This is a genomic window from Enterocloster sp. HCN-30185 (genome assembly GCF_037890305.1).
Taxonomy (GTDB): domain Bacteria; phylum Bacillota; class Clostridia; order Lachnospirales; family Lachnospiraceae; genus Enterocloster.
The window spans coordinates 89065-101619 of record NZ_JBBKBT010000006.1; the positions used below are offsets into that span (position 1 = coordinate 89065).

At 48.1% G+C, this 12555-nt stretch carries 7 protein-coding genes; all 7 read left to right on the forward strand.

Annotated features, from left to right (window positions below; all coding sequences use genetic code 11):
• Positions 1-36: 36 nt before the first annotated feature.
• Genes WKT10_RS08765 through WKT10_RS08795 form a run of 7 tightly spaced genes read left to right on the forward strand, consistent with a single transcriptional unit; the run spans position 37 to position 12525 of the window.
• Positions 37-2202, forward strand: coding sequence for an EAL domain-containing protein (locus WKT10_RS08765; RefSeq protein ID WP_340276720.1), 2166 nt, complete (start codon positions 37-39; stop codon positions 2200-2202).
• Positions 2192-4123, forward strand: coding sequence for a sensor domain-containing diguanylate cyclase (locus WKT10_RS08770; RefSeq protein WP_340276722.1), 1932 nt, complete (start codon positions 2192-2194; stop codon positions 4121-4123). Before WKT10_RS08765 ends, WKT10_RS08770 begins: the two co-directional genes overlap by 11 nt.
• Positions 4120-5253 carry an exonuclease SbcCD subunit D gene (locus WKT10_RS08775; protein WP_340276724.1) on the forward strand — a complete coding sequence of 378 codons (1134 nt, stop codon included), beginning with the start codon at positions 4120-4122 and terminating at the stop codon, positions 5251-5253. The genes WKT10_RS08770 and WKT10_RS08775 overlap by 4 nt, the downstream gene beginning before the upstream one ends.
• A gap of 3 nt (positions 5254-5256) precedes the next feature.
• Complete coding sequence (locus WKT10_RS08780; protein ID WP_340276726.1) at positions 5257-8472, forward strand: SbcC/MukB-like Walker B domain-containing protein; 3216 nt, start codon at positions 5257-5259, stop codon at positions 8470-8472.
• A 21-nt stretch (positions 8473-8493) separates the two neighbouring features.
• Complete coding sequence (locus WKT10_RS08785; RefSeq protein WP_296037280.1) at positions 8494-9354, forward strand: aspartate dehydrogenase domain-containing protein; 861 nt, start codon at positions 8494-8496, stop codon at positions 9352-9354.
• A gap of 58 nt (positions 9355-9412) precedes the next feature.
• The gene (locus WKT10_RS08790) at positions 9413-10318 is read left to right on the forward strand and encodes a D-isomer specific 2-hydroxyacid dehydrogenase family protein (RefSeq protein ID WP_337433196.1); all 906 of its coding nucleotides are present in this window, start codon (positions 9413-9415) and stop codon (positions 10316-10318) included.
• The gene (locus WKT10_RS08795) at positions 10315-12525 is read left to right on the forward strand and encodes a DNA topoisomerase III (protein WP_340276729.1); all 2211 of its coding nucleotides are present in this window, start codon (positions 10315-10317) and stop codon (positions 12523-12525) included. Before WKT10_RS08790 ends, WKT10_RS08795 begins: the two co-directional genes overlap by 4 nt.
• The last annotated feature ends 30 nt before the right edge of the window (positions 12526-12555 follow it).

Genomic DNA, 12555 nt, shown 5'->3' on the forward strand with positions numbered 1-12555 from the left:
AAATATATGAAAAAAATTGGGGGGGGGGGGCGGAACATGGAAACCATTAGAAAGAGAAGCCGTATTTTTACCATCTGCGCGGTGTTGGTTGCTATGTTCTGTCTGGCAGTAGGTGCTGGAAATACCGTATCCTTTGAACGGATGATGAACCAGGTGGTAGAGCGGTATGTGTCAGAAAACAATCAGCAGGTTGCAAGCCAGATTTCATACCGTCTGAAAATGGGAAGAGAGTTTGTATCGGACTTTGCCGATACCCTGAGCCGAATGCCCCAATTTCTTCTCACAGAGGATTTTATATCCAGAAAGACAGCCGCCGTGGAGTTGGAAGGACTTATGGTTCTTTTTGAAGACGGCAGTGTGTTTCCCGAATCTGCCTGTCCGGATTATCTGAGCCAGTGGTTTGAGAAAAATCCGGACATATGGGAAAAACAGGTAACCTCCTATGTAGCAGATCAGAATCTTATCTTTACTGCTCCTGTACATTATGGGGATGGAACAGAAGCGGTTGTAGTAGGACTTCAGAACTACTGGAGCATCAAGGCTCTGGTCTTCCGGGCAGATTATCAGGAGCAGGGAGCCAGCTTTCTCATTGACAGAAAAGATGGAGAGATCCTGATCGCAGATGAAAAGTCAGCTTTATCAGTTACAGATCAGCAGCTCTATGCTCTTCTAGAGACAGGAAGGGAGCTGGAAGGAGACAGGCAGGTCTATGAAGCGGTGATGCCGAACGGACAGGAGGTTTTTGTTTCCTTGTATGAGGTAAGGGATACGGACTGGGTACAGGCAGCCGTGATCCCGTCCGATTTTCTGATGGCCCAGATCGAACGTCATATGGATGTTTATGCCGCGGTAGTAGTGGCTGTCATGGTTTTGCTGGGCGTATTGATCGGACATCTGATGAAGGAAAACCAGAGGTGGGAGAGGCTTTCTGTTACAGAGCCTCTTACCGGAGGCTGGAGCCGCGAAGGCTTTATAAAGCTGGGTACGCAAAATACGGAAGGACACAGGCTTCACGAATGGATCGTTGTGTATCTGAATATTAAAGATTTCCGACATATTAACGAAAGCTGGGGCGAAGAAGATGGGAATCTGATGCTTCAGTTTATCTACCGTATGCTTTCCGGACTTATAAATGAAGAGGAGCTGGTGAGCAGGAGCAGCATGGATCATTTCTTCCTGTTATTAAAGGAAGAGGACGATCGGGAGGTCAACCGTCGAATCCTCAAAATGAAAGAAGCAGTAAACGAGCGGATCCGTTGTAAATTCAGCGAGTACAGCATTGATTTTGCGGTTGGCGCCTGCCGTCTGGATATTGCAGGAGGAGTTCCTACAGCGATGAATAAGGCAATTTATGCCAGCAAGCTGTCGGATACAGACAATGTATGCAGCTTTTACAATGCAGGTATTGCAAATATGCTTGAAAGGGAGGAGCGGCTGAATACTCTTTTTGAGGATTCTGTAAAAAACAGGGATTTCAAGGTTTATCTTCAGCCGAAAGTGTCTCCTTCAGAAACCAGAGCCTGTCAGGCAGAGGCCCTTGTAAGATGGTTTCATCCCCAGGAAGGGGTGATCTATCCCTCTGAATTTATTCCGATTTTTGAGAAAAACGGGAAAATCTGCTCCCTGGATCTTTATATGTTTGAAGAGGTTTGCCGCCTGATCGATCGCTGGATCAAGGAGAAAAAGGCACTGGTTTCCATATCGGTCAATGTGTCACGCTTCCACTTAAGAGAGGCTGGCAGCGAGATATGGAAGGAGTACAAACGGATCCTTGACCGGTATGATATTCCTGAGGGCGTGATAGAAATGGAACTTACGGAAACTATTCTTTTGGAGGAAAATCAGATTCCTTTTGTAAAAGCCGTCTTAAACGGTTTCCGGTCCTGCGGACTTCGTGTTGCATTGGATGATTTTGGCTTTGCTTATTCATCCCTTTCCATGTTAAAAGAGTTTGCAGTTGATACACTAAAGATGGATCGCAGTTTTTTTGTCAACGAAAATGACAAATCAAGAAAAATTGTAGGAAGCATTATTCAGCTGGCACACAGCCTGGATATGGATGTGGTAGCTGAAGGAATTGAAGCAAAGGAACAGGTGGAAATGCTGAGGAAGATGGGCTGCGACTTGATTCAGGGTTATGTTTATTCTAAGCCTCTGCCTGTTGGGGAATTTGAGCAGTGGAGAGAGGAGTATGACAGGTAACAGTATAAAAAAGACTTTGCCCGGAATGGCAAGGTTTATGATACTGATTTTAATTATTTTGATCCTTCCGACGAATGTGGCATTACAGTTATATATACAGCATCAGAACCAGAAGCAGAATTCAGAAGAGATATTCTGGCAGCTGGAACAGCTTATACGGAACAATATATATGATCTGGAGCGGGAGAAAAGGGACTTTTCTCAAAAATGTATTCAGTCAGCTAAAATGGCTGCCTACTTTGTGGAACATAATCCGGGGTATATTACAGATCTGGAGCATACGAAGGAGCTGGCTGAAAAGCTGGATGTAGATGAGATCCATTTTATTGATCCTCAGGGGGAGATTTATGCGGGTACCCATCCCAGGTATTATGGTTTTACATTCCGGGATGGAGAACAGATGCAGTTTTTTCTTTCCATGCTGGAAGATACTTCTCTGGAGTTGTGTCGGGAGATCACTCCCAATACTGCAGAAGGAAAGATGATGGAGTATGCGGCAGTATGGATGGAAGATAAAAGCGGAATTGTCCAGATCGGGATGGAACCCAAACGCCTTTTAAAGCAGATGGAGGAAAAAAGCCTGAAAAAGGTGGTTTCTGAGATACCTTCCGGTCTTATGGGATATCTGCATATAATCAATACAAACACAGGGAAGATCGAAGCTTCGACTGTCCCTGGAATGAATGGGCTGGATATTCATGAAGAACTTAAAACGGAAGATAAAATAAAAGCTCCTGCTTCCGGCCACTATCGGTATAACGGCCGGAAATTCTGTGTCTATACAAAATATTACGGTCAATATCTCCTGGTGCGTTCTTTTGTGTCAGCTTATCCGCTGCGCAGCGCGGTGCAGTCTACTCTGCTTGTATTTCTCTATATACTGGGGGCGTCTGTGGCCGTTCTGTGGATTATCATGTGGTACATGAAAGTAAAACTTGCAGGGAATCTGACTGCGATTGTAGGTGAATTGAAAAAAATAGAAGGGGGAGATCTGACCAATCTTACCATCCACACGGGAATTTTAGAATTTGACGAGCTGGTTCAGTATATCAATGCTCTTTTAAAGAGTATCCGTTTAAACTGGGATAAGATGGATCATGTGATTGAAAACAGCCGTGTTCCGGTGGGAGTATTTGAATATAACCATTTTTATAAAAAAACCTTTATGAACAACCGTATTCTGAAAATTCTTGGGATTTCTGATGCAGATGAAAATAATGATGCTTTGAGCAACAGGATAAGGAAAAAGCTGGAAGAAGCGGAGAACCATCCTGTGGATGTAGGAAAATCTCTTTATGAATATGACAGAAACGGGGAAACGGTTTTTGCCAGAATTGAAAAATTTACAGATGAACAGAGTACGACCTGGTGCGTTACGGACGTTTCCCAGTGGTGGAATGAGATCAATCGCTTAAGAGAACAGAGCAGCAGAGACAGCCTGACGCTGCTTTATAACCGCCGGGGCTTTACGGAACGGCTGGAGGCTCTGTTTGCCGATCCCGGAGCTATTGGAAGCGGAGTGATGATCATGCTGGATGCAGATGGACTAAAGGGGATCAATGACATGTACGGACATCATATGGGAGATGTTTATTTACGTCAAATTGGCCGTCAGATTGAATTTTCGGGAGAGAAACGTTTTATCAGCGCCAGAATGGGAGGCGATGAATTTTCGGCATTTCTTTATGGTTACGCTTCAAAGGAGGAGGCAGAGAAGGTTTTCCGGGACTTTGAGGCTCACCGCGGCGAGGTTTTTATGGATCCTGAGATGAAACATATTTTGGGAACTGTGGAATTTTCCGTTGGATATGCGTTTTATCCGGAGGACGGAACGGATTACCATGTGCTGATGCATATTTCGGATGAACGGATGTATGAAGAGAAAAAGAAACGTAAAGGCAGAAGGAGCAGAGAAGAATGAAACTGTTTCATCTTTCGGATCTTCATCTTGGAAAACGGGTAAATGAGTTTTCCATGCTGGAGGATCAGCAGTATATTTTGAGCCGTATTCTGGAATGGGTCCATAAGGAGAAGCCGGATGTACTGATCCTGGCGGGTGATATCTATGACAAAGCAGTACCGTCTGCAGAGGCGGTCAGCCTGTTTGACTGGTTTCTTACAGAGCTTGCAGACAGAGCGTGTCCGGTGTGTATTGTAAGCGGAAACCACGATTCGGCAGAGCGGCTGGCATTCGGCGCCAGGCTTATGAATGCCAGAAACATTTTTCTGTCCCCGGTTTATGAGGGGAAGGTGGAGACGGTTGACTTTAAGGATTCCTTTGGAAGGATCCGGATCCACCTTCTGCCCTTTGTGCGTCCTTTATCGGTACGCCATGCATTTCCCAAGGAGGCGGAAGGGATCGTTGATTATCAGACAGCTTTAAGGACTGCAGTGGAGCATATGGAGCTGCTAGAAGGAGAACGGAATGTGCTTGCAGCTCATCAGTTTATCACAGGGGCTATGAGCTGTGAATCAGAAGAAGTGACTGTAGGGGGGCTGGACAATGGGGACGCCTCCCTCTTTGATGCGTTTGACTATGTGGCCTTAGGCCATATCCACAGCCCTCAGAGTGTGGGGCGCAAAGAGGTGCGCTACTGCGGTACGCCTCTTAAGTATTCCTTTTCTGAAGTATCCCAGGAGAAATCCATTACCGTGGTTGAATTGGAAGAAAAAGGAAATGTGCAGATAAAAACTCTTCCTCTCATACCGCTGCGTGATATGAGAAAGATACGCGGTACGTATATGGAGGTAACGGATCGGGCTTTTTATGAGGGAACCGATCAGCAGGATTATATCCAGGTGACTCTTACAGATGAGGAGGATATACCGGATGGTCTCCAGAAGCTGCGTACCATTTACCCTAATATTATGCGCCTGGAATACGATAACCGCCGTACCAGAAAAGACGCAGAGATAAGAGAATGGGAAAAGCAGGAAGAGCTTTCGGAGCTGGAGTTGTTTTCGCGGTTTTATGAGCAGCAGAACAATCAGCCCATGAGCCCAGAGCAGGAAGCGTTTGTCAAACATATTATGGAAGAGATAAAGGAATAGAGGATGAAACCGGAAAAGCTGATCATAAGCGCCTTTGGGCCTTATGCGGAGGAAATTGAAATTGATTTTGAAAAGCTGGGAGACAGGGGCCTGTTTTTGATCACAGGAGATACGGGGGCCGGGAAAACGACGATTTTCGATGCCATTTCCTTTGCCTTGTACGGAGAAGCCAGCGGAGAGATCAGAGAAGCGGGAATGTTTCGAAGCAAATATGCATCAGAGCAGACGCCCACATTTGCAGAGCTGACTTTTTCTATTCAGGAAAAGAGATACCGTGTCCGACGTAATCCGGAGTATCTGCGTCCAAAAGGGAGAGGGACCGGCTTTACTGTTCAGAAAAGTGATGCGGAACTGATCTTTTTTGACGGCCGTCCGCCAATCGTAAAGAATAAGGAGGTCACAAAGGCTGTTACAGAACTTTTGGGGCTGGACTACCGCCAGTTCACTCAGATTGCCATGATCGCCCAGGGAGATTTTCAAAAGCTTCTCTTAGCCGGAACCGCAGAGCGGTCAGAGATTTTCAGGCGTATTTTTCATACAGAGCCTTGTCAGGAACTTCAAAATCGTTTGAAATATGCAGTAAAAGAACGCTGGAAGGACTATGATGAGATGCGGCGCAGTATCAGTCAGTATCTGGACGGAGTACAGTGCGGATGTGCGCCGGAAATTGACGCAGAATTTAAGACTCTGAAAAAAGAACATTTTGACGGAAAAGCCGTCCGCGGCATGGAACTTTTGAGCCGGCTTCTGGAGATGGATAAGAACAGCCTGTTTCAGCTGGATAAGGAGATCAGAGGACTGGAGGAAGAAATCCAGGAACAGGATCAGCTTCTGGGAAAAGCAGAACAGAGGCGCAGGCTGGTACAGGAGTTAAAGCTTAGGGAAACAGAAGAAAGGGAACTGGCTCCGGTTCTGGAGGAACGTGCCGTGCAGCTTAAGGAAGCAGAAGAAAGGACAGTTTACTGCAAAGCGCTTGATGAAAAGATACGGAAGGGAATGGGGCAGTTAGAGCAGTTTACGGCGCTTTCTGGTCTGAAGAAGGAACTTAAGGATAAGGAAAGCAGTCTGCAAAAGATCCAGGAAGAGTATGGGCTTTGCAGGAAGCAGGAAGAGCTTTTGGAAGAAGAAATCCAAAAAGGGAAAAACAGGCAGGAAGCGCTTGCGGGAGCAGAAGCAAGGCGGGAGCAGTTAGCCTACGAAACAGAGCGAACGACGGCCAGAAAAACAGAACTGGTAAGCTGCGGGAAGCGGTATTTCCAGCTGTTGGAGGCCGGGAAGCAGGAGCGGGAGGCAATCCGTCTGGATGAGGAGGCATTAAAGGAACAGGAAGCAGCTCTTGCAAAGGGACAGGAAAAAATCGACAGCCTGATGGACCGGGATGTGCTTTTAGTGAAAAAAACAGAGGAAGCAAGAGGATTAAAGCAGTTAGATCAGGTCTGTGGCCGCTGGAAGGAAAAAGAGGAAACGCTTTTAAAGATTCAGGAGCAGTACCGTCTGGCAAGTGTGGAAAAATCCCGTCTCAGACAGGAGTATGACCAGTTTGAGCAGCTCTTTTTGGATGCACAGGCGGGGATTTTGGCAGATCATTTAAAAGAAGGGGAAAGATGTCCGGTCTGCGGCTCTCTTCATCATCCGGCGCCTGCCATAAGGCCTGAACGGGTTCCGGAAAAGACAGAATTGGAGCAGAAAAAAGCCAGGCTGAGCCAGGCTGAGGATCGGGTTCGGGCGTTTTGCGCAGAGGCAGAGCATGGGAACCGGGAATGTGCAGAGCTTGGCAAGAGCATCCGGTCTGGTCTGGGAACGGAGGAGACGGATATAAGACCGGAGCAGGCGGGGCAGATCCTGAAACTTCGTATTGCAGCGCTTTCCGGACAGATCGCTCAGATTTCAGAGGAAATTGTCCTGCGAAAAAAACTTGGGAGGCTGCAGGAACAGGAACAAAGAAGGTGGAAGGAAAGCCAGGAACAGTATCAGAACCGTCTGCGCCGAATGGAGGTAATACGGACGCAGAAGGAACAGGCCTTACAGGATATCCAAACAGCTCTGGGACGGGAAGAAGAGGAGGCTTATATTCTTACGGCTTTGAAACAGGCTGTCCAGAGCCTGGAAGCAGAACTCAAAGGACTGAAAGAGAAAACAGCCTCCAATCAGGCGCTTGTTCAGGAATTTATTTCTCTCAGGCAGATCCTTTTGCAGAAGGAACAGGCGCTTTCAGCCTGCAGGGAAAGGATCAGCCGGCTGAGAGCGGAAGAAGCCTCCCTGAAAGCCAAAATGGATTCTCTGAGGGAGCAGGAAAAAGAGAAGAACGAGCATCTGGAAGACTGGAAAGAAGAGACGCTCTCTGTACAGATTGAAAGCTGGCGCAGGGAAAAGTCCGGACTGGAAAAGTCCTATGAGCAGGCAGCCGAAGCATTTCGGGAATGTAATACCAGGTTTACAGCCTTACAGTCTGCCGTTTCCACGCTGAGAGAGCAAAATAAGGAAGCAGAGCTGCTTTCTGAGCCGGAAATTCTGGCCTGTAAAGCCGTACTTTCTGAAAAAAAAGAGAAAAAAGCCGCACAGCGGAGCCAGCTGTATGCGGAAATGGAGAATAACCGCCGTATTTTTAATGCAGTTCAGGGGAAGGAAGCGAAGATGGCAGCTGCGGAACAGGAGTATGTGTGGATGAAGGCTCTGGCCGATACAGCGGGAGGAACATTAAGCGGAAAGCCGAAAATCGAATTTGAAACCTATGTCCAGACCGCGTTTTTTGACCGTATCCTGCGAAGGGCGAATCTCCGCCTGATGACTATGAGCAGCGGTCAGTATGAATTAAAGCGTCAGGCGGCAGGAGAAAATAAAAAAGAAAAGGCAGGACTGGAATTAAATGTCATTGACCATTATAATGGAAGTGAACGCAGTGTGAAAACACTCTCCGGCGGAGAAACTTTCCAGGCATCTTTGTCCCTGGCTTTGGGGCTGGCAGATGAGATACAGTCAAATGCCGGAGGAATCCGCCTGGACGCTATGTTCGTGGATGAGGGCTTTGGCTCTCTGGATGAGGAAGCTCTAAACCAGGCTATGAAGGCTCTCTACAGTCTGGCAGAAGGGCAGCGGATGGTGGGGATTATTTCCCATGTATCTGAATTAAAAGAGAGAATCAGCCGAAGGATTACTGTAACTAAAAACCGCAAAACAGGCGGTGTGGGAAGCACAGTCCAGGTGAGCGGAGAATCATAAAAGAAAAAGGGGTAATTTAAGATGGATCAAACAAAGAAGAAACTGGCATTACTGGGAAATGGATATCTGTCCGGGATTGTAGTCGAGGCGTATAATATGGGACTGCTTGAGGGCTATAAACTTACCGGCATCCTGGGACGGACAAAGGAGAAAACAGAGGCGCTGGCTGCAAAGGCAGGCTGCAGAGCCTGCAGCACCATTGAAGAGCTGATGGAGGACAAGCCGGATTATGTGGCAGAAGCTGCGTCTGTAAAATCCATTAAAGACTATGCCAAAACCATTCTCTGTCAGGGAGCCAGCCTGGTCGTTCTTTCCATCGGAGCATTTGCAGACCAGGAATTTTATGAGCAGGCAAAAAACTGTGCTATGGAGCACGGCACCAGGATTTATCTGGCATCCGGAGCGGTAGGCGGCTTTGATGTGCTTCGCACCACATCTTTGATGGCCCTGGCACAGAAGATGAAGGCAGAGGGGCTGTCTGCTTCTGAGGCCGGAAGTCTGGACGGTTATCTTACAGCCGGAATTTCTACCAGAAAAGGGCCGGCATCCCTGATGGGAACACCGGTCTTTAAAGATTATTTCATGACAGATCCAGAAGAAGCGGCTGCTTTTTCCGGCAGCGCGAAGGAGGCTATCGGTCTTCTGCCGACCAAGGTAAATGTGGCGGTCGCTTCCTCTCTTGCTACAGCAGGCCCGGATGAAACTACAGTGGATATCACCAGTGTTCCCGGTATGGCAGGAGACGACCACAAAATTACGGCAAAGATCGGCGGTCCGGATGAGGTAGAGGCAGTAGTAGATATCTATTCCCGTACCAGCGCCATTGCAGGATGGAGCACCGTAGCCGTGCTGAGAAATATCCTGTCACCTGTTGTATTTTAACCGACTTTATATTTAAAATGATAATATCCGAAAATGGATTATAAGAAAGGAGATAGAAATGTTTCGTAAACTGACTGCCATTGAACCGGTCAGCCTGGAGGACTGGGCGGAGGAAAAGCTTCATACCTATGCAGAAGAAGTTGTATTATACAGAGATATCCCTGAAAATGATGAGGAGATCATCCGGCGCATCGGTGATTCAGATGCGGTTTTAGTAAGCTATACCACAAGGATTGGACGGAATGTGATTGAGGCATGTCCACAGATCCGTTATATCGGTATGTGCTGCAGCCTTTATTCAGAGGAGAGCGCCAATGTAGATATTGCCTGCGCCAGAGAGAGAGGAATCCGTGTACTGGGCATCCGGGATTACGGAGACCGGGGCGTGGTAGAATTCGTTTTAAGCGAGCTGGTGCGGTTCCTTCACGGGTTTGACCGCCCCATGCTCTATGACATCCCTACGGAGATTACCGGTTTAAAGGCTGGTATCATCGGCCTTGGTGTTTCCGGAACCATGATTGCAGAGGCGCTGCAGTTTATGGGAGCGGAGGTTTCCTATTTCAGCCGTACCCGCAAGCCGGAAAAGGAGGCAGCAGGCTTTGCCTACCGTCCGTTAAAGGAGCTTTTGGCAGAAAGCCAGGTGGTATTTGCCTGTCTGAATAAAAATGTGATCCTGCTTCACAAAGAGGAATTTGACGCTTTGGGAAAGGGAAAGCTTCTCTTTAACACATCCATTGGGCCGGCTCATGAGGTGGAGGCGCTGGCAGAATGGCTGGATCATGAGGGCGGTTATTTTATCTGCGACACCGCAGGAGCCCTTGGAGATACAGAAGGCATTTTAAAGGATCATCCAAACGTTATCTGCGCAGGAGTTTCTGCTGGAAGAACCAGACAGGCCTTTGGCCTTTTAAGCAAAAAGGTACTGGATAATATTGAAACCTGTTTAAGAGGAATGGAAGCATGAAAGCGCTGGTAATTGCTGAAAAGCCTTCTGTGGCCCGTGACATTGCCCGCGTGCTGAAATGCGGAAAAAATATAAATGGAGCCATTGAGGGAGAACGCTACGTAGTAACCTGGGGGCTGGGCCATCTGGTGGAACTGGCGGATCCGGAGAGCTACGACGCCCGCTATAAGGAGTGGAGGATGGAGGATCTTCCCATGATTCCCGATCCTTTTAAGCTGGAAGTGATCAAACAGACCGGAAAGCAGTATCAGGCAGTAAAATCCCAGCTTCACCGGAAGGATATTTCCCAGGTGATCATTGCCACAGATGCGGGACGGGAAGGAGAGCTGGTAGCGAGGCTGATTCTTAAAAAGGCGGGAAGCCGTCAGCCGATTAAGCGGCTTTGGATCTCATCCGTTACGGATAAGGCGATTAAAGAGGGATTTGCCTCCTTAAAAGACGGAAAAGAGTATGAATCCCTCCGGGACGCCGCATTGTGCAGAGCCGAGGCAGACTGGCTGGTTGGGATCAACAGCACCAGGGCATTGACCTGCAAATATAATGCTCAGTTATCCTGCGGACGGGTGCAGACGCCTACATTAGCCATGATTGCAGCCAGAGAGGAGCGGATCAGAGCCTTTGTGCCGAAACCTTATTATGGAATGAAAGCCAGGGTTCAGGGGATTTCCTTTACCTGGCAGGATAAGGCTGCATCCAGCAGCAGTTCCTTTGACCGGGCGCGGATAGAGGGACTTTTGTCCTCTCTTAAAAATGAGTCTGCCCAGGCAGAGCAGATCAAAAGAATGCCCAAAAAGAAGCAGCCGCCGCTTTTATATGATCTGACAGAGCTTCAGAGAGACGCCAATAAACAGTATAATTATACAGCCAAGGAAACATTAAACATCATGCAGCGGCTGTATGAGAATCATAAGGTACTGACGTACCCCAGAACGGATTCCAGATATTTGAGCCAGGACATTGTCCCAACGATAAAGGAGCGCTTAAAAGCCTGCTCTGTAGGGCCATACCGAAAGATCGCAGGGACTATGATCAACCGTCCTCTTGCCCAGAAGATGGCTTTTGTGGATAACTCAAAGGTTTCAGATCACCATGCCATCATTCCCACAGAACAGTTTGTCCAGCTGGATCACATGACCGTAGATGAGCGACGGATCTACGATCTGGTTGTCCGCCGCTTTCTGGCGGTGCTGTATCCGCCCTGCGAGTATGAGCAGACAGAGGTAACGGTACGGATCGGCAGCGAGCGCTTTACAGCCAGGGCCAATGTGGTTACCCAGACGGGCTGGAAGACAGCGTATGAGGGACAGAGCGGCTCATGGGAGGAAGATGAGAGCACGGAGGCAGCAGAAAGCAGCGCAGACAGCCAGAAACTTTTGAGCCTGAAGGAAGGAGATGTCCTGAAGGGAGTAGTTCTTGCCATGACGGAGGGGAAGACAAAGCCCCCTGCGCCCTTTAATGAGGCCAGCCTTCTGTCTGCCATGGAAAATCCGGCTGCTTATATGGAGTCAAAGGATAAGGCTATGGCAAAAACGCTGGGAGAGACAGGGGGACTTGGCACGGTAGCGACCCGTGCAGATATCATCGAAAAGCTTTTTTCCAGTTTTTTACTTGAAAAGCGGGGAAAGGATATTTTCCTCACCTCCAAGGCAAAACAGCTCTTAGAGCTGGTGCCGGAGGACTTAAAAAAACCGGAGCTTACCGCCCAGTGGGAGATGAAGCTTTCAGCCATTGCAAAGGGAGACTTAAAGCGGGATGCATTTATGGAAGAAATCCGTGACTACTGTAAGGAACTTCTGGGGCAGATTAAAACAGGAGAAGGGCAGTTTCGCCATGATAACCTGACCAATACCAAATGTCCGGTCTGCGGAAAACGGATGCTTTCTGTAAAGGGAAAAAACAGCCAGATGCTGGTTTGCCAGGATCGGGCCTGCGGTCACAGAGAGACTGTCTCCCGGACCTCCAATGCCCGCTGCCCTGTATGCCATAAAAAAATGGAGCTGCGGGGAAAGGGAGAGGGACAGATTTTCGTATGCAGCTGCGGTCACAAGGAGAAGCTGTCTGCTTTTAAGGACCGGAGAAAGAAGGAAGGAGCCGGCGTATCCAAAAAGGATGTGGCCCGCTACTTAAACCAGCAGAAAAAAGAAGAAACGGAACCATTAAACAATGCGTTTGCCGCGGCGCTTGCAGGGCTTAAGGTGGATCCGTAACATGTCCGGAAGGAAAAGAAAGAGGGAACA

What these genes read in the sequence shown, in the direction of transcription:
- WKT10_RS08775 (WP_340276724.1), top strand. Translation starts at nt 4,120, where the DNA reads ATGAAACTGTTTCATCTTTCGGATCTTCATCTTGGAAAACGGGTAAAT.
- WKT10_RS08770 (WP_340276722.1), top strand. Translation starts at nt 2,192, where the DNA reads ATGACAGGTAACAGTATAAAAAAGACTTTGCCCGGAATGGCAAGGTTT.
- WKT10_RS08765 (WP_340276720.1), top strand. Translation starts at nt 37, where the DNA reads ATGGAAACCATTAGAAAGAGAAGCCGTATTTTTACCATCTGCGCGGTG.
- WKT10_RS08785 (WP_296037280.1), top strand. Translation starts at nt 8,494, where the DNA reads ATGGATCAAACAAAGAAGAAACTGGCATTACTGGGAAATGGATATCTG.
- WKT10_RS08790 (WP_337433196.1), top strand. Translation starts at nt 9,413, where the DNA reads ATGTTTCGTAAACTGACTGCCATTGAACCGGTCAGCCTGGAGGACTGG.
- WKT10_RS08780 (WP_340276726.1), top strand. Translation starts at nt 5,257, where the DNA reads ATGAAACCGGAAAAGCTGATCATAAGCGCCTTTGGGCCTTATGCGGAG.
- WKT10_RS08795 (WP_340276729.1), top strand. Translation starts at nt 10,315, where the DNA reads ATGAAAGCGCTGGTAATTGCTGAAAAGCCTTCTGTGGCCCGTGACATT.